Origin of the sequence: Streptomyces akebiae (genome assembly GCF_019599145.1) — a bacterium.
GTDB lineage: Bacteria > Actinomycetota > Actinomycetes > Streptomycetales > Streptomycetaceae > Streptomyces > Streptomyces akebiae.
Window position 1 is genome coordinate 163,996 of record NZ_CP080648.1, and the last position, 20,275, is coordinate 184,270.

Below are 20,275 nucleotides of genomic sequence, written 5' to 3' on the forward strand. Positions count from 1 at the left end.
TGTCGCGCGGGCAGGGTAATTCAGCGAAATTCCGCCGCGAAAGTGTGCTGCGGGTCCGGAGAAGGTGGCATCGAGTGGCCGACGACCAGAAGTATCTCGACTATCTCAGGCGGCTCACCGCGGACCTGCGGCAGACCCGGCGCCGCCTGCGGATCGCCGAGGCGCGCGGGAGCGAGCCCGTGGCGGTCGTCGGCATGGCCTGCCGCTACCCCGGGGAGGTGCGCTCCCCGGAAGACCTCTGGAACCTGGTCTCCACGGGCCGCGACGGCATCTCCGCCTTCCCCGTGGACCGCGGCTGGGACACTGCCGCCATCTACGACGAAGCCCCGGACACCGCCGGCACCACCTACGTGCGCGAGGGCGGATTCGTCCACGAGGCAGGCCGCTTCGACGCCGGCCTGTTCAACATCTCGCCGCGCGAGGCCCTCGCCATGGACCCACAGCAGCGGCTGTTCCTGGAGACCTCCTGGGAGGCCTTCGAGCGGGCGGGCGTCGACCCGCTGTCCCTGCGGGGCAGCCGCACCGGCGTCTTCGTCGGCTCCTCCTCGTCCGCCTACGGTGCCGGGCTGCGCGCCCTGCCCGAGGGAGTGGAAGGGCACCTGCTGACCGGCAGCGCGCCCAGCGTCGTCTCCGGGCGGGTCGCCTACGCCCTGGGCCTGGAAGGGCCCGCCGTCACCGTGGACACGGCCTGCTCGTCGTCGCTGGTCGCGACCCACCTCGCCGTGCAGGCACTGCGGTCGGGCGAGTGCGACGCGGCCCTCGCGGGCGGCGTGACCGTGATGACCAGCCCGGGCATCTTCACCGAGTTCAGCCGGCAGCGGGGCCTCGCCCCCGACGGTCGCTGCAAGCCGTTCTCCGCGGACGCCGACGGCACCGGGTGGGCCGAGGGCTCAGGTGTGCTCGTCCTCCGGCGCCTGGCCGACGCGAAGCGCCGCGGCGACCGCATCCTGGCGGTCATCCGGGGCTCCGCCGTCAACCAGGACGGTGCGTCGAACGGCCTGACCGCGCCGAACGGCCCCGCCCAGGAGCGGGTCATCCTGGCGGCCCTGGAGAACGCCCGGCTCGACCCCGCCGACGTGGACGTGGTGGAGGCGCACGGCACCGGCACGACGCTCGGTGACCCGATCGAGGCTCAGGCACTGCTCGCCACGTACGGGCAGGCAACCCGCCGCGAGCCCTTGATGCTGGGCTCCGTCAAGTCGAACATCGGGCACGCGCAGGCCGCTTCGGGCGTCGCCGGGCTCATCAAGATGGTGCTGGCCCTGGGCAACGAGGAACTGCCGCCGACCCTCCACGTCAGCGAACCCACCCCGCACGTCGACTGGTCGCAGGGCCAGGTACGGCTGCTCACCGATCCGGTGGCCTGGCCCCAGGACCCGGAGCGACCGCGCCGGGCGGGCGTCTCCTCCTTCAGCATCAGCGGCACCAACGTCCACATCATCCTGGAGGGCCCCGACGCGACGGCCGAACGGGCCGACGACGAGTCCGGGGAGACGGTCGAGAACGTCGAGACCGGCGGCGAGGCGGCGAAGACCGCCGACGCCGACCGGCCGGTGCTCCCGGTGGTCCCGTGGGTGCTGTCGGGGCACACGTCCGAGGCCCTCGCGGCGCAGGCCGCCCGCCTCGCCGGCATGGCCGAGGCCGACCCGGCGGGCGTGGGCCGCTCCCTGCTCTCGCGTGCGGTGCTGGAGCATCGGGCGGTGGTGTTGGGGGAGGACCGTGCCGGGGCTCTGCGGGCGTTGGCGCGGGATGTGTCGCATGCGGGTGTGGTGCGGGGTGTCGCGCGTTCCGGTGGTGCTCCGGTGTTGGTGTTTCCGGGGCAGGGGTCGCAGTGGTTGGGGATGGGTCGGGAGCTGGCGGGCTGGTCGTCGGTGTTCCGGGAGGGTCTTGAGGAGTGTGCGGTGGCGTTGGAGCCGCATGTGGACTGGTCGTTGTGGGAGGTGTTGGAGAGCGGGGACGAGGTGTTGTGGGGTCGGGTGGATGTGGTCCAGCCGGTTCTGTGGGCGTTGATGGTGTCGCTGGCGCGGTTGTGGCGTTCGTGTGGTGTGGTGCCGTCGGCGGTGGTGGGGCATTCGCAGGGTGAGATCGCGGCTGCGGTGGTGGCTGGTGGTCTGTCGGTGGTGGACGGTGCTCGTGTGGTGGCGTTGCGTTCGCGTGCGCTGCGGGTGTTGGCGGGCCGGGGTGGGATGGTGTCGCTGGCGGCCGGTCCGGAGGTGGCCGGGGAGCTGGTGGCGGGTTTTGGGGGCCGGGTCTCGGTGGCCGCGGTCAACGGTCCGGGTTCGACGGTGGTGTCGGGTGAACCGGATGCGCTCGATGCTTTGATGGTTTTGTGTGAGGGGCGTGGGGTTCGGGCGCGTCGGGTGCCGGTGGACTACGCGTCGCATTCGGTGCAGGTGGAGGAGTTGCGGGAGCGGATCCTCGCCGATCTGGCTCCGGTGAAGCCGGTGTCCTCGTCGGTGCCGTTGTATTCGTCGGTGACCGGTGGGCGTATCGATACGGCGGTGATGGATGCGGGCTATTGGTATGAGAGCTTGCGGTCGTTGGTGCGGTTCGACGAGGCGACGGCCGCGTTGCTGGCTGATGGCCGGTCGGTGTTCCTGGAGTCCAGTCCGCATCCCGTCCTGACTCCTGGTATCGAGCAGTCGTTGGAGGCGTCCGGTCATCCGGGTGTCACGCTGGCCACTCTCCACCGCGACCGTGGTGACGCGACACGCTGGCTGACCGCGCTGGCCGAAGCCCACGTGGCCGGTGTCCCCGTCGACTGGACCGGTGTCCTGCCCGACAGCCGACCCGTCGACCTCCCCACCTACGCCTTCCAGCACACCCAATACTGGATGACCGAACCCCCCGAGGTAGCCCGCGCCCTGGACGCGGCCACGGGAGCCGATCCGGACGAGTCGGAGTTCTGGGACGCCGTCGACCGGCTCGACTACGACCAGGTCGCCGGCACCCTGCACCTGGAATCGGGCGACGGCCTGGAGACCGTACTGCCCGCCCTCTCGGTGTGGCGCCGAAGCCGCGCCGAACGCTCCACCGTCGACGCCTGGCGCTACCGCGTCGCCTGGCAGCCCGCCGACCGCGCTCCCGCCACCGCACTCGACGGTCACTGGCTGCTGCTGCGCACAGGGGGGACGGACACGGACCACGCCGCACGTTGCGCCGAGGCGCTGCGCGAGGCAGGCGCGGACGTGACCGAGCTGACGGTGCCCGACGCCGGTCTCGACCGGTGGGGCCTCAGCCAACTCCTGCGCGAGACGGCCGAGTCCGCCGAGTCGCCGGTCACCGGGATCCTGTCCCTGCTCGCCGACGACCGCCGGGCGCACCCCGAGGATCCGGCGGTCTCCGTCGGGCTCGGTGCCACCCTCACCGTCGTACAGGCGCTGACCGACGCCGAGATCACGGCGCCGCTGTGGTGCGCCACCACCGGCGCCGTCGCCGCCAACCGCGCCGACCGGATCACCGATCCCGCCGCCGCCCGCGTCTGGGGACTCGGCCGGGTCGCCGCCCTGGAGCACCCCGAACGCTGGGGCGGGCTGATCGACCTGCCCGCCGACCCCGAGCCCCGCACGCTGGCCCGCCTCGCCGCGGTGCTCACCGGGGACGAGGACCAGGTCGCCGTGCGGGCCGAAGGCGTCTACGTACGCCGCCTGCTCCACGCCGCCTCCACCGCCACCGGTGACCCCGCCCTTCCCCCTGACGCGCCCGAAGCGGTCCTGATCACGGGCGGCACCGGTGCGCTGGGCGCGGAGACCGCCCGGATGCTCGCGCGCCGGGGCACCCGGAAGCTGGTGCTGAGCAGCAGGCGGGGCATGGAGGCCCCGGGGGCCGCCGAGCTGGTCGCCGAGCTGGGTTCGCTCGGGGCGACGGCGACCGTCGTCGCCTGCGACGTCGCCGACCGCGAGGCGCTGGCCGCGCTGCTCGCCGAGCACCCGGTCACCGGCGTCGTCCACACCGCGGGGCTCGACCCGGTCCTCCCGCTCGACGCGACATCGGTGCCCGAGCTCGCCGACGGCCTCCGGGCCAAGGCCTGCGGCGCCGAACACCTCGACGCGCTCCTCCCCGACGCCGAACTGTTCGTGCTGTTCTCGTCCATCGCCGGGATCTGGGGCAGCGGCGGACAGGGCGCCTACGCCGCCGCCAACGCCCATCTCGACGCCCTCGCCACCGCCCGCCGGGCGGCCGGCCGGGCCGGAACCGCCATCTCCTGGGGCTCCTGGGCCGAGGTCGGCATGGCCGCGCGGGACGGCGCCGACGAGTACCTGAGACGCCGTGGGCTGCGCCCCATGGCGGCGGCTCTGTGCATCGCCGCGCTGGAGCGGGCGATCGACTCCGACGACGCGTGCGTGACCGTCGCGGACGTGGACTGGGTACGCTTCACCCCTGCCTTCACCAGCCGCCGGTCCAGTCCGCTGCTGGCCGAGCTGCCCGAGGCGGCCGACGCCCTCGCGAAGGGCGCGGACGGCGACGAGGGCCGTTCGGGCACCTCTGCCGCCGCCGTGCGGACCCTGCTGGCCGGGGTGCCCGAGTCGGAATGGGTCCGTACGGTCCTCGATCTGGTCCGCCGGGAGACCGCGGCGGTCCTCGGCTACCCCGAACCTGTCGAGGCTGAGCGCCCGTTCAAGGATCTGGGCGTCGACTCCCTCACCGCGCTCCAGGTCCGTAAGCGCGTGGCCGACGCCGTCGGTCTGCAACTGCCCGCGACGCTCGTCTTCGACCACCCCACCCCCTCGGCGGTCGCCCGGCACCTGCTGTCGCTGATCAGCGCCGACGAGCGTACGGCCGTCACGGTGACCGCGGCGTCCGACGAACCGCTCGCCATCGTCTCCATGGCCTGCCGCTACCCCGGCGGGGTGGACTCCCCCGAGGCGCTGTGGGACCTGGTCGCCGAGGGCCGGGACGGGGTCGGAGCCTTCCCCACCGACCGCGGCTGGCGGGCGGCCCCGGGCGCGAGCGTCGACTTCGCCCTGGAGGGCGGCTTCGTCCACGACGCCACGGACTTCGACGCGGGGCTGTTCGGGATCTCGCCGCGTGAGGCGCTGGCGATGGATCCGCAGCAGCGACTGCTGCTCGAGACGGCGTGGGAGGCGCTGGAGCGGGCGGGCATGAACCCGCGCACGCTCCAGGGGACGCCGACCGGCGTGTTCGTCGGCGCCTCTCCCTCGGGGTACGGGGTGGGGGCCACCGACTCCGGCTCCGAGGGGCACTTCCTGACCGGTATGTCGGGGAGCGTGCTGTCCGGTCGGGTCGCGTACTCGTTCGGCCTTGAGGGCCCGGCGGTGACCGTCGACACGGCGTGCTCGTCGTCGCTGGTGGCGCTGCACCTGGCGGCGCAGTCGCTGCGCACCGGCGAGTGCTCCATGGCGGTCGTGGGCGGCGTCGCGGTGATGAGCACCCCGGGCGTCTTCGCCGAGTTCGACCGTCAGGACGGTCTGGCCGGGGACGGCCGGTGCAAGGCGTTCGCGGCTGCCGCGGACGGCACGGGCTGGGGTGAGGGTGTGGGTCTGCTGCTGCTGGAGCGGCTGTCGGACGCGCGTCGTCACGGGCACGAGGTGCTGGCTGTGGTGCGGGGTTCGGCGGTGAATCAGGATGGTGCGTCGAACGGTTTGACGGCGCCGAACGGTCCCGCGCAGCAGCGGGTGGTGCGGGCGGCTCTGGCCGCGGCGGGTCTTGAGACGTCCGAGGTCGACGCGGTGGAGGCGCACGGTACGGGTACGCGGCTGGGTGACCCGATCGAGGCGCAGGCGCTGCTGGCGACGTACGGGCAGGACCGTGTGGAGCCCCTGTATCTGGGGTCGGTGAAGTCCAACATCGGTCACACGCAGGCGGCTTCGGGTGTCGCGGGTGTGATCAAGATGGTGGAGGCGATCCGTCGGGGTGTGCTGCCCCGGACGCTGCACGTGGATGAGCCGACGCCGCATGTGGACTGGTCGGCCGGAGCGGTGGAGCTGCTGGCGGAGGCGCGGGACTGGCCGGAGGCGGGGCGACCGCGTCGGGCCGGTGTGTCGTCGTTCGGTGTGAGTGGTACGAACGCGCACGTCATCCTGGAGCAGGCTGCTGAGGCTGCTGAGGTTGTTGATGTGGCTGGGCCGGCTCTGGTGGGGGCTGTGGGGCCGTGGGTGTTGTCCGCGCGGTCGCAGGGTGCGTTGGTGGCGCAGGCCGAGCGGTTGGGGTCGTTCCTGGCCGAGCGTCCTGAGGTGGGTTCGTCGGCTGTGGCGCACACGCTGGCGACGGGTCGTGCGGCGCTGGAGCACCGGGCGGTCGTGCTCGGTGACGACCGCGACGAACTGCTGACCGCACTGCGCGCACTGGCCGAGGGAGAGCCCTCGCAGCGGGTCGTCACCGGCACGGTGCGGAACGGGCGTACGGGCTTCCTGTTCTCGGGTCAGGGTGCGCAGCGGGTGGGGATGGGGCGTGAGCTGTACGAGGCGTTCCCGGTGTTCGCGGACGCGTTCGACGCGGTCTGTGCACGCGTGGACCTCGAACGGCCCTTGCGTGACGTCGTGTTCGGGGAGGATGCGGAGCTGCTGGCCCGGACCGCGTACACGCAGCCTGCGCTGTTCGCGGTCGAGGTCGCGCTGTTCCGGCTGGTGGAGTCCTGGGGTGTCACTCCGGACGTCCTGGTCGGTCATTCGATCGGTGAGCTGGCCGCCGCGCACTGCGCCGGGGTGCTGTCCCTGGACGACGCGTGCCGTTTGGTGTCGGCGCGTGGTCGTTTGATGGACGCGTTGCCGTCGGGCGGTGCGATGCTGGCCGTGGAGACGGCCGAGGACGGGCTGGAACTGCCCGAGGGCGTGGACCTGGCGGCCGTGAACGGGCCCACCTCGGTGACCGTTTCCGGTGACGCCGACGCGATCGCGGTGCTGGAGGAGCGGCTCCGGGCACAGGGCGTACGGGTCAAGCGGCTGGCCGTCTCCCACGCGTTCCACTCGCACCTGATGGAGCCGATGCAGGCCGAGTTCGCCGCCGTCGCGGAATCGTTGACGTACAACCCCCCGACGATCTCCGTCGTCACCACGGCGCCCGGAGACCTGGCGACGCCGGACTACTGGGTCGGCCAGATCCGCGAGCCCGTCCGCTTCGCCGACGCGATCGCCTCCCTCACCGACGTGCGGGTCTTCCTCGAACTCGGCCCCGACGGCACCCTCTCCGCCCTCGTCCCGCACATCCGCGAGGACGCGACCACCGTGCCCGCCCTGCGCTCGGGGGCAGGGGAGACGAGCGCCTTCGGGCGGGCCCTGGCCGGCCTGTACGTCCAGGGTGCCGCTGTGGACTGGGGTCGGTATGTGTCGGGGCCTGGTGTGGGTCTGCCGACGTATGCGTTCCAGCGTGAGCGGTACTGGCTGGGGGTGGCGGAGGTCGCGGAGGTGGTGGCTTCCGGCGTTGGTGAGGATGAGGCGTTCTGGTCGGCGGTGGAGGCCGGTGACAGTGGGGCGCTGGCCGAGGTGCTGCGTGTGGGTGCTGGTGAGGTGGAGGCGGTGTTGCCGGCTCTGGCGGGCCGGCGGCGTGAGCGGGTGGAGCGTTCGCGGGCGGACGGGATGCGGTATCGCGTTTCGTGGCGGGTGGCGGACGACGTGGTCGGCGCTGTTTCGGGTCGTTGGCTCGTGGTGGGTACGGAGGGTGTGCCTGAGGAGCGGGTCGAGGCGTGTGTGGCGGCTTTGGCGGGCGGTGGTGCGGAGCCGTTCGTGGTGGTGTTGGACGATGGTGAGCTTGATCGTTGGGAGTTGGCTGCCCGGCTGACGGAGGAGGACGCGTTCGGGGGTGGTGTCGCTGGGGTGTTGTCTCTGGCGGCGCTGGATTGGCGTGTGGGTGTTGCGGGTGTGCCGGAGGCGTTGCCGGTGTCGGTGGCGTGGTCGCTGGCGCTTGTGCAGGCGTTGGGTGATGCGGAGATCGATGCGCCGTTGTGGTGCGTGACGTCGGGTGCTGTGTCGACGGGGCGTGCTGATGGTGTGGTGGATCCGGAGCAGGCTCAGGTGTGGGGTCTGGGGCGGGTTGCCGCGTTGGAGTTCCCGCAGCGTTGGGGCGGGTTGGTGGATCTTCCGGTGGTGCTGGACGAGCGTGCGGGCTCGCGTCTGGCACGGGTACTGGCCGGGTCCGAGGACCAGGTCGCCGTCCGGGCATCCGGCACCTACGCCCGCCGTGTGGCCCGTGTGGAGCCGCACGCTGACGCTCCTGGGGAGTTCACCTCCGCCGGAGCGGTTCTCGTCACTGGTGGGACCGGGGCCCTCGGCGCGGCTGTCGCCCGTCGCCTCGCCCGGCGTGGCGTCACCGAGCTGGTGCTGAGCAGCAGGCGGGGCATGGAGGCCCCGGGGGCCGCCGAGCTGGTCGCCGAGCTGGGTTCGCTCGGGGCGACGGCGACCGTCGTCGCCTGCGACGTCGCCGACCGCGAGGCGCTGGCCGCGCTGCTCGCCGAGCACCCGGTCACGGGCGTGGTCCACACGGCTGGTGTCGTGGACACGGTGCCGTTGGTGGGTGTCGGTCCGGAGCAGTTCGCGGAGGTGCTGCGGGCGAAGACGCTGGGTGCCCGGCACCTGGACGAACTGGTGCCCGAGGCCGACATGTTCGTACTGTTCTCGTCGATCGCCGGCGTGTGGGGCAGTGGCGGGCAGTCCGCGTACGCGGCGGCCAACGCCTACCTCGACGGTCTGGCCGAGCAGCGCCGGGCTCGTGGCCTGACCGCCACCTCGGTGGCCTGGGGACCCTGGGCCGAAGCCGGCATGCTGGTCGAGGAGAACGCCGAGGACTACCTGCGCCGCCGCGGCCTCACCCCGCTCGACCCCGGTCTCGCCGTGACCATCCTGGAGGACGCGGTCACCCGCGACCTCGGCTGCCTCGTCGCCGCCGACGCCGACTGGACGCGCTTCGCACCGGCCTTCGGATCGGGCCGCGCCACCACACTCTTCGACGACGTTCCCGAGGCTGTCGCGCCGTCCGCCGCCGTACCCATGTCGGAGGCGGACTCCGACTCCACACCCCTCATGTCCGCGCTCGCCGGAAAGGGGCCCGCCGAGCGCCGCGCCGTGCTGCTGGACACGGTCAGGACCGGTGCCGCCGCGGTCCTGGGCCATGCGAGCGCGGACAGCATCCCCGTCGAGCTGCCCTTCTCCGACCTGGGCTTCGACTCGCTCACCGCCGTCGACCTCCGCGACCGGCTGATGGCCGCGACGGGCCTCTCGCTCTCCGCGACGCTCGTCTTCGACCACCCCACCGCCCAGGCCCTGGCAGGCCACCTCGCCGGCCTGCTGCCTTCCTCCGCGCCCGGCGACACGTCGTCGGCGATCGCCCCCCGGATCGCAGCAGACCCGGACGAGCCGATCGCGATCGTCTCCATGGCGTGCCGCTTCCCCGGCGGAGTCCGTTCGCCGGAGGACCTGTGGGACCTGGTCGCCTCGGGAGCCGAGGGCATCTCCGCCTTCCCCGCCGACCGAGGCTGGGACCTCTCCGCCCTGCGGGAAACGGGAGCCTTCGCGGCCGAGGGCGGCTTCGTGCACGACGCCACCGAGTTCGACGCGGGGCTGTTCGGGATCTCGCCGCGTGAGGCGATCGCGATGGATCCGCAGCAGCGACTGCTGCTCGAGACGGCCTGGGAGACGTTGGAGCGGGCGGGCATGAACCCGCGCACGCTCCAGGGCACGTCGACCGGGGTGTTCGTCGGCGCCTCGACGTCCGGCTACGGCACCGGCGGACGCACCGAGGGCGCGGACGGCCACCTGATGACCGGCATGGCCGGGAGCGTGCTGTCCGGTCGGGTCGCGTACTCGTTCGGCCTTGAGGGCCCGGCGGTGACCGTCGACACGGCGTGCTCGTCGTCGCTGGTGGCGCTGCACCTGGCGGCGCAGTCGCTGCGCACCGGCGAGTGCTCCATGGCGCTGGCCGGCGGCGTGACCGTGATCGTCGGTCCCGACATCTTCGCCGAGTTCGACCGTCAGGACGGTCTGGCCGGGGACGGTAGGTGCAAGGCGTTCGCGGCTGCCGCGGACGGCACGGGCTGGGGTGAGGGTGTGGGTCTGCTGCTGCTGGAGCGGCTGTCGGACGCGCGTCGTCACGGGCACGAGGTGCTGGCTGTGGTGCGGGGTTCGGCGGTGAATCAGGATGGTGCGTCGAACGGTTTGACGGCGCCGAACGGTCCCGCGCAGCAGCGGGTGGTGCGGGCGGCTCTGGCCGCGGCGGGTCTTGAGACGTCCGAGGTCGACGCGGTGGAGGCGCACGGTACGGGTACGCGGCTGGGTGACCCGATCGAGGCGCAGGCGCTGCTGGCGACGTACGGGCAGGACCGTGTGGAGCCCCTGTATCTGGGGTCGGTGAAGTCGAACATCGGTCACACGCAGGCGGCTTCGGGTGTCGCGGGTGTGATCAAGATGGTGGAGGCGATCCGTCGGGGTGTGCTGCCCCGGACGCTGCACGTGGATGAGCCGACGCCGCATGTGGACTGGTCGGCCGGAGCGGTGGAGCTGTTGGCGGAGGCGCGGGACTGGCCGCAGGCGGGTCGTCCGCGTCGGGCCGGTGTGTCGTCGTTCGGTGTGAGTGGTACGAACGCGCACGTCATCCTGGAGCAGGCTGCTGAGGCTGCTGAGGTTGTTGATGTGGCTGGGCCGGCTCTGGTGGGGGCTGTGGGGCCGTGGGTGTTGTCCGCGCGGTCGCAGGGTGCGTTGGTGGCGCAGGCCGAGCGGTTGGGGTCGTTCCTGGCCGAGCGTCCTGAGGTGGGTTCGTCGGCTGTGGCGCACACGCTGGCGACGGGTCGTGCGGCGCTGGAGCACCGGGCGGTCGTGCTCGGTGACGACCGCGACGAACTGCTGACCGGACTGCGCGCACTGGCCGAGGACAAGGCCGTGCCGTCCGTGGTCCGCGACGAGACCGTGCACGGAGGGCTGGCGCTGCTGTTCACGGGTCAGGGTGCGCAGCGGGTCGGTATGGGGCGTGAGCTGTACGAGGCGTTCCCGGTGTTCGCCGACGCGTTCGACGCGGTCTGTGCACGCGTGGATCTCGAACGGCCTCTGCGAGACGTGGTGTTCGAGGACGGCGAGGCACTGGATCGCACGGTCTACGCCCAGGCCGGGCTGTTCGCGGTCGAGGTCGCGCTGTTCCGGCTGGTGGAGTCCTGGGGTGTCACCCCGGACGTCCTGGTCGGTCATTCGATCGGTGAGCTGGCCGCCGCGCACTGCGCCGGGGTGCTGTCCCTGGACGACGCGTGCCGTTTGGTGTCGGCGCGTGGTCGTTTGATGGACGCGCTGCCGTCGGGCGGCGCGATGCTGGCCGTGGAGACGGCCGAGGACGGGCTGGAGCTGCCCGAGGGCGTGGACCTGGCGGCCGTGAACGGGCCCACCTCCCTGACCGTTTCCGGTGACGCCGACGCGATCGGCGCGCTGGAGGAGCGGCTGCGCTCCGAGAACGTACGGGTGAAGCGGCTGACCGTCTCGCACGCGTTCCATTCGCGTCTGATGGAGCCGATGCTCGACGGGTTCGCGGCGGTCGCGAAGTCGTTGACGTACCACGCCCCGACCATTCCCGTCGTCGCCACGGCACCCGGCGACATGGCGAGCCCGGACTACTGGGTCGGTCAGATCTGTGAGCCCGTCCGGTTCGCCGAGGCGATCGCCTCCCTCAGCGGCATACGTACGGCGCTGGAGCTTGGCCCTGCCGGCGTGCTCTCCGTCTTCGTACCGGAGCAGGTCGACACCCTGGCCGCCGTACCCGCGCTGCGCCCGGACCGCCCCGAGGCCACCACCCTCGTCCGCGCGCTGGCGCGCCTGCACACCCGTGGCGTCCCCGTCGAGTGGGGTCGGTATGTGTCGGGGCCTGGTGTGGGTCTGCCGACGTATGCGTTCCAGCGTGAGCGGTACTGGCTGGGGGTGGCGGAGGTCGCGGAGGTGGTGGCTTCCGGCGTTGGTGAGGATGAGGCGTTCTGGTCGGCGGTGGAGGCCGGTGACAGTGGGGCGCTGGCCGAGGTGCTGCGTGTGGGTGCTGGTGAGGTGGAGGCGGTGTTGCCGGCTCTGGCGGGCCGGCGGCGTGAGCGGGTGGAGCGTTCGCGGGCGGACGGGATGCGGTATCGCGTTTCGTGGCGGGTGGCGGACGACGTGGTCGGCGCTGTTTCGGGTCGTTGGCTCGTGGTGGGTACGGAGGGTGTGCCTGAGGAGCGGGTCGAGGCGTGTGTGGCGGCTTTGGCGGGCGGTGGTGCGGAGCCGTTCGTGGTGGTGTTGGACGATGGTGAGCTTGATCGTTGGGAGTTGGCTGCCCGGCTGACGGAGGAGGACGCGTTCGGGGGTGGTGTCGCTGGGGTGTTGTCTCTGGCGGCGCTGGATTGGCGTGTGGGTGTTGCGGGTGTGCCGGAGGCGTTGCCGGTGTCGGTGGCGTGGTCGCTGGCGCTTGTGCAGGCGTTGGGTGATGCGGAGATCGATGCGCCGTTGTGGTGCGTGACGTCGGGTGCTGTGTCGACGGGGCGTGCTGATGGTGTGGTGGATCCGGAGCAGGCTCAGGTGTGGGGTCTGGGGCGGGTCGCCGCGTTGGAGTTCCCGCAGCGTTGGGGCGGGTTGGTGGATCTTCCGGTGGTGCTGGACGAGCGTGCGGGCTCGCGTCTGGCACGGGTACTGGCCGGGTCCGAGGACCAGGTCGCCGTCCGGGCATCCGGCACCTACGCCCGCAGGCTCGTCCGTTCCGCAGCCCCCACCGGGGTAGCCGCCCGCTCCTGGCGGCCGCGCGGAACCGTACTCGTCACCGGCGGCACCGGCGGGCTCGGCTCGCGCGTGGCCACCTCGCTCGCCGAGGCCGGTGCCGAGCACCTGCTGCTGACCAGCAGGCGCGGCCCCGAGGCGTCGGGCGCGGACGAACTCGCCGCGTCCCTGGAGGCCCTGGGCTGCCGCGTCACCATCGCGGCCTGTGATGCCGCCGACCGTGACGCGCTGGCCGCGCTGCTCGTCGAGCACCCGGTCACGGGTGTGGTCCATGCGGCTGGTGTCGTGGACACGGTGCCGTTGGTGGGTGTCGGTCCGGAGCAGTTCGCGGAGGTGCTGCGGGCGAAGACGCTGGGTGCCCGGCACCTGGACGAACTGGTGCCCGAGGCCGACATGTTCGTACTGTTCTCGTCGATCGCCGGCGTGTGGGGCAGTGGCGGGCAGTCCGCGTACGCGGCGGCCAACGCCTACCTCGACGGTCTGGCCGAGCAGCGCCGGGCTCGTGGCCTGACCGCCACCTCGGTGGCCTGGGGACCCTGGGCCGAAGCCGGCATGCTGGTCGACGGCGAGGCGGAGGAGCACCTGCGCCGCCGCGGCCTCATCCCGCTCGACCCCGGTCTCGCCGTGACCGCGCTGGAGCAGGCGGTCACCCACGATCTCGGCTGCCTCACCTTCGCCGACCTCGACTGGCACCGCTTCTCCACCAGCTTCACCGCCGTCCGTCCGGCGCCGCTGTTCGGCGAACTCCCCGAGGCGGCCCGACGCGAGGCCGAGGTGGCGACCACCGCCCAGGGCACCCCGCTCCGGCGGCGCATCGCGGAACTCGGCGCGCAGCAGCGGGAGCGGGTCCTGCTGGCACTCGTACGCGACGAGGCGGCCGCCACCCTGGGCCACAGCGGCAGCGACGCCGTCGCACCGCTGCGAGCCTTCTCCGACCTCGGGTTCGACTCGCTGATGGCGGTGGAACTGCGGGGGCGGCTGAGCAACGCCACCGGCCTGGACCTGCCCGCCACCCTGGTCTTCGACCACCCCACCGCCCAGGACCTCACCACCCACCTCGGCGCCCTGCTCGTCGCGGACCTCCCGCCGGTGGCCGGGAGGGAGGAGGCCACCGCCGACGCCGTGGCCGTCCCCGCGGTCCCGGACGCCCGCGGCTCCCACGACGAGCCGCTGGCCGTGATCGGCATGAGCTGCCGCTTCCCCGGCGGAGTCCACTCGCCCGAGGACCTGTGGGACCTCGTCGCGGGAGGTGTCGACGCGGTCGGCGACTGCCCCGCGGAGCGCGGCTGGCCGCTGCAGTCCGCCGACGGCACCGGCGTGCCCCGCCCCCTCCAGGGCGGATTCCTGGACGACATCGCCTCCTTCGACGCCGGCCTGTTCAACATCTCGCCCCGCGAGGCCGTGATGATGGATCCGCAGCAGCGGCTGCTCCTCGAGACGGCCTGGGAGGTCTTCGAGCGCGCCGGCATCGACCCGCTCTCCCTGCGCGGCTCCCGTACCGGCGTCTTCGCGGGCGCCAACAACCACGACTACACCTCTCTGCCCGGCGAGACCCCGGAGGGCGGCGAAGGCTACCTGGCCACCGGCGGTTCGGCCAGCGTGCTCTCCGGCCGGATCTCCTACACGTTCGGCCTGGAGGGCCCGGCCGTCACCGTCGACACCGCCTGCTCGTCCGGCCTGGTGGCCCTGCACCTCGCGGGGCAGGCCCTGCGCCGAGGTGAATGCTCCCTGGCCCTGGCCGGCGGCGTGGTCACCATGTCCACCCCCGGCGTCTTCGCCGAGTTCGGCAAGCAGGACGCGATGGCGGCCGACGGTCGCTGCAAGGCGTTCTCCGACGAGGCCGACGGCACCGGCTGGGCGGAGGGCGCCGGCATCCTGCTGCTGGAGCGGCTCTCGGACGCCCGCCGCAACGGCCACCGGATCCTCGCGGTCGTCCGCGGCTCCGCCGTCAACCAGGACGGCGCCTCCAACGGCCTCACGGCCCCCAACGGCCCTTCCCAGCAGCGCGTCATCCGCGCCGCCCTCGCCGACGCGGGTCTCGCCCCCGCCGACGTGGACATGGTCGAGGCGCACGGTACGGGCACGAAGCTCGGCGACCCGATCGAGGCCCAGGCGCTGCTGGCCACCTACGGCCAGGGCCGAACGGACGACGAGCCGCTCTGGCTCGGCTCCATCAAGTCCAACATCGGTCACACGCAGGCCGCTTCGGGCATCGCGGGCGTCATCAAGGGAGCCATGGCGATGCGGGCGGGCCGGCTGCCGCGCACGCTCTTCGCCGACCGGCCCACCACCCAGGTCGACTGGACGACCGGAAACGTCAGGCTGCTCGCCGAGGAGCGGGCCTGGCCCGAGAGGTCCGCGCCGCGCCGCGTGGGCGTCTCGTCGTTCGGCATGAGCGGCACCAACGCCCACGTGATCCTGGAGCAGGCGCCCGCCGAAGAGGCCGTACGCGAAACCGCCGTGCCCGCGCCCTCGGCCCGGCCGGTGCCGTGGCTGCTCTCCGCCGACACCCCCGACGGGCTGCGCGACCAGGCCCGTCGACTCGCCGGCTCCGTACCGGCCACCCACGCGTCGGACGACCCGCTCGACCTGGCATGGACACTGGCCACCGCCCGCGCCACCCTCACCGAGCGCGCCGTCGTTCTCGGACCCGAAGGGCTGGCCGCCCTCGCCGAAGAAGGCGAGTCGCCGGAACTGCGCCGTGGCACTGCCCGCCAGACCGGCGCGCCCGTCTTCGTCTTCCCCGGGCAGGGCGCCCAGTGGACCGGCATGGCCGCCCGGCTCATCGACACCGAGCCGGCGTTCCGGGCACGGCTGGAGGAGTGCGAGCGCGCGCTCGCTCCGTACCTCGACTTCTCGCTCATCGCCGTGATCCGCGGCGAGGACCCGGTGCACGCGGGCGTGGACCGCGCCGACGTCGTACAGCCGCTGCTGTGGGCGGTGATGGTGTCGCTGGCCGAGCTGTGGCGCGCGTCGGGCGTCGAGCCCGCCGCCGTGATCGGCGCCTCCCAGGGCGAACTGGCCGCCGCCGTCGTGGCGGGTGCCATGGAGCTGCCGGACGCCGCGCGCGTCGTCGCCGCCCGCAGCCGGGCCATCGCCGACCAGCTGTCGGGCCGCAGTGGCCTGGTGTCCCTGCCGCTGACCGAGGCCGAGGCGGCGGAGCTGCTCGCCACTTCGGCCCAGCCGCTGTGGATCGCCGCGCTCAACGGCCCGCGGGCCACTGTGGTCGGCGGCGAGAACGCCGCACTGGAACGACTGGCCGCCGAGTGCGAGCGGCGCGGCGTGCGCGCGCGCCGCGTCGGCATCGACTACGCCTCGCACACGGTGCTGGTCGAGCCGCTCCGCCCGGTCTTCGAGGCGCTGCCCGAGACGCCCGCGGCCCTCGGCACCGTGCCGTTCTACTCGACGGTCACCGGCGCCGCACTGGACACCGCGGACCTGGACTGCGGCTACTGGTACCGCAACCTCCGCGACACCGTACGGCTGGACCAGGCCGTCCGCGCCGCCGTGGCCGACGGCCACACCACCTTCCTGGAGATCAGCCCGCACCCCGTGCTCACCCCGGGCATCGCCGAGACCCTCGACGACACCGACACCCCGGGCGCGGTGCTCACGACCCTGCGCCGCGGCGAGGACGACGACCACCGCTGGGCGCTGGCGCTCGCCGAGGCGCACTGCGCGGGTGTCGACGTGGACTGGCCCGGCGTGCTCGGCGGCCCGGCCGGCCGGAGCGTTCTCGACCTGCCCACCTACCCGTTCCAGCACCGGCGTTACTGGCCGGACATCCGCCCCGCCGCCGATGTCGCCGCCGCCGGACTGTCCGGCGTACGGCACCCGCTGCTCGGCGCGGCGGCACCGCTGGCCGGCGGCGGCACGCTGTGGACGGGCAGGCTGTCGACGGCCACCCACCCCTGGCTCGCCGACCACACCATCGGGGACACGGTGCTGCTGCCCGGCACCGCCTTCGTGGAACTGGCCCTGCACGCGGGCCTCGACGGCCTGGACGAACTCACCCTCCAGGCGCCTCTGGCGATACCCGCCGACGAGGGTGTGACGCTCCAGATGCTCGTGGGGGAGGCCGCCGAGGACGGCCACAGGCCCGTCACCGTCTCCGCCCGTCCCGAGACGGCGGGCGACGCGGGCGAAGCGGGCCCGGCATGGACCACGCACGCCACCGGCTTCCTCGCCGACGGCTCCGCCGACGGGGCGCCCGAGCCCGGCACGCCCGCCCCGTGGCCGCCCGCCGGAGCCGTACCGGTTCCCGTCGACGGCTGCTACGAGGCCCTGGCCTCCGCCGGCTACTCCTACGGGCCGGTCTTCCAGGGGCTGAAGGCGCTCTGGCGCGCCGGGGACGACCTCTGCGCCGAGGTCGCGCTCCCCGACGGGGCGCGCGCGGACGCCGAGCGCTTCGGCCTGCACCCCGCGCTCTTCGACGCCGCCCTGCACGCGGCGGGGGTGGGCGGACTGCTCGCCCGGACCGGCCTGCTCCCGTTCGCCTGGGAGGGCGTCCGGCTGCACGCGACGGGCGCCGACACCCTGCGGGTGCGGCTCTCGCCGGCGGGCCGGGACGCCATCTCGCTCGTGGCCACCGACGCCGCCGGGAACCCCGTCGCCGACGTCGCCTCCCTCACCCTGCGGCCGGTCGACGCCGACGCGCTGCGCCGGGCGGCCCGCGCCGCGGACCTCGACGTACTCCACCGCGTGGACTGGGCGCCCGCCGCCGAGGGACCGGCCCTCCCGCTGGTCCTCGTCGGCCCGCCGCCCGCCGCCCTCGCGTCGCTCGCGGCCACCCGGTACGACGACCTGGACGCGCTCGGCGCCGCGGTCGACGCGGGCAAGCGGCTGCCGGAGGCCGTCCTGTGGTGCGGCTCCCGGCCCGGTGACGAGGAATCCGGCCACGCGGCCGACTCCACCGCCGCGCATCCGGCCGACACCGACACGCTGCACGCCGCCGTCCACGAGGCGCTGCACGCCGCCCAGACCTGGCTGGCCGACGCGCGCTTCTCCGGCTCCCGGCTCGCCGTGCTGACGGCACGCGCGGTCGCCGTCGGCGCGGGCGAGGGCGTCCCCGACCTCGCGGGCGCCGCCGTGCACGGCCTGCTGCGCTCGGCGCAGAGCGAGCACCCGGACCACTTCGCCCTGATCGACGTGGACGGCCACCCCGACTCGGCCGCCGCCCTGGCCGCCGCGCTCGGCTCCACGGAGCCGCAGCTCGCGATCCGCGCGGGCGCCCTGCTCGCGCCCCGGCTGGCCCGTGGCACCGGCCCGGCCCCTGCCGGGGAGCCGGTGCCCGGCACCCGCCTCGACACCACCGGCGAAGGCACCCTGGAGAACCTGGCGTTCGTGCCCGCCCCCGAGGCCCTCGCCGACCTCGGCCCCACCCAGGTCCGGGTCGCCATGCGCGCCGCAGGCGTCAACTTCCGCGACGTGGTGATGGCCCTCGGCATGGTCCCCGGCCAGCGCGGCATGGGCACCGAGGGCGCCGGTGTGGTCCTGGAGACGGGCGCCGACGTCACCGACCTCGCCCCCGGCGACCGTGTCTTCGGCCTGTTCGCCGGGGCCTTCGGGCCCACCGCGGTCACCGACCGGCGGGTGCTGGCGCGCATGCGGCCGGAGTGGACCTACGCCGAGGCGGCCTCCGTACCCACTCCCTTCCTCACGGCCTACTACGGGCTGGTGGACGTCGCCGACGTCACCGCGGGCGAGACCGTCCTCGTCCACGCGGCGGCGGGCGGCGTCGGCATGGCGGCCGTGCAGCTCGCCCGCCACCTCGGCCTGGAGACCCACGGCACCGCCTCCCCCGGCAAGTGGGGCGCCACCGGCCTGCCCGACGGGCGGCTGTCCTCCTCCCGGACCACGGACTTCGAGGACCGGGTGCGCGAAGCCACCCGCGGACGCGGCGTGGACGTGGTGCTGAACTCGCTGGAGGGTCCGTTCATCGACGCCTCGCTGCGTCTGCTCGCCCCCGGCGGCCGGTTCGTCGAGATGGGCAAGACGGACATCCGCGACGGTCAGCAGGTCAGCGCCGCCCACCCGGGCACGCACTACGACGTCTTCGACCTCATGAGCACCGACCGGGGCCGGATCGCGGAGATCTTCACCGAGATCATCGACCTGTTCGAGCAGGGCGTCCTGGAGCTCCTGCCGCTCACCGCCTGGGACCTGCGGGACGCCGCCGAGGCGTTCCGGTTCATGGGCCGCGGCCGGCACATCGGCAAGAACGTGCTCACCCTGCCCGCCGCCCCCGACCCGGACGGCACGGTCCTCATCACCGGCGGCACCGGAGCGCTGGCGGGCCTGCTCGCCCGCCACCTGGTCGCCGAACACGGCGTACGGCATCTGGTGCTGGCCAGCCGCAGCGGCCCGGCCGCGCCCGGCGCGGACCGGCTCGCCGCCGAACTCGCCGAGGCCGGGACCGCCGTACGCATCGAGGCCTGCGACGTCGCCGACCGCGACGCGCTCACCGCCCTGCTGGCGAGCCTCGACCGCCCGCTCACCGGCGTCGTCCACGCCGCCGGGATCCTCGACGACGGGGTGCTCGACGCGCTCACCCCGGAGCGCGCCGACCGGGTCCTGACCCCCAAGGCGGACGCGGCCCTGCTCCTCGACGAACTGACGGCCGATCAGGATCTGGCGTTCTTCGTGCTGTTCTCCTCGGCCGCCGCGACCTTCGGGTCCGCCGGGCAGGCGAGCTACGCCGGCGCCAACGCCGTCCTCGACGCCCTGGCCCACCGCCGCCGGGTCCGCGGACTGGCAGGCCAGTCCCTGGCCTGGGGTTTGTGGGACACCGAGGACGGCATGGCGGGCGGCCTCGGCCGCCGCGAGCGCGACCGGGCCGCGACGGCCGGTGTGATCGGCGCGGAACAGGGCATGGCGCTGTTCGACGCCGCCCGCGCCCTGCCGCACGCCCACCTGGTGCCCGTCGCCCTCGACCTCGCACGGCTGCGCGAAGAGGCGAAGGGCCAACCGGTGCCCGCGCTGCTGCGCGGCCTGGTCCGCGCCCCCGTCGAGCGCACCCGGGCCGGCGCCGCGGCCCCCCGCGACCTGGCCGCCGACCTCGCCCGGCTCCCGGAGCCCGAGCAGCGGCGCACCGTCCTCGACCTCGTACGCGCACACGCCGCCGCCGTCCTCGGCTACGACGGCCCCGACGCGGTCGCCGCCGATCACGCCTTCACCAAGCTCGGCTTCGACTCACTCACCGCCGTGGAACTGCGCAACCGGCTCACCAAGGCGACCACACTGCGGCTGCCCGCCGGCCTGGTCTTCGACCACCCCACACCGACCGCGCTCGCCGCGCACCTGTGGGCCGAACTGGCCGGGTCCACCGACCCGGCGCAGGCGGACACGGCCGACGTACTGGCCGGACTCGACCGGCTGGAAGCCGCCGTCGGCCGACTCACCGTGGCCGGGGCCGACAGCCCGGCGGTCGCCGACCGGCTGCGCGCGCTGCTGGCCCGGGTGACCGAGGGCGACACGGACCCGGCAGGCGTGAAGACCGCCGTCGCCGACCGGCTCGAGGACGCCTCGGCATCCGACGTCTTCGACTTCATCGACAAGGAGCTGGGACTGTCGTGACCTCCCGCCGGACGGCCGACCGCACCGAACCCGCG

At 73.8% G+C, this 20,275-nt stretch carries 1 protein-coding gene; it reads left to right on the top strand.

Features of this window, described 5'->3' with window-relative positions; translation table 11 throughout:
• Positions 1-74: 74 nt before the first annotated feature.
• Positions 75-20,240 carry a type I polyketide synthase gene (locus tag K1J60_RS45035; protein ID WP_220652064.1) on the top strand — a complete coding sequence of 6,722 codons (20,166 nt, stop codon included), beginning with the start codon at positions 75-77 and terminating at the stop codon, positions 20,238-20,240.
• The last annotated feature ends 35 nt before the right edge of the window (positions 20,241-20,275 follow it).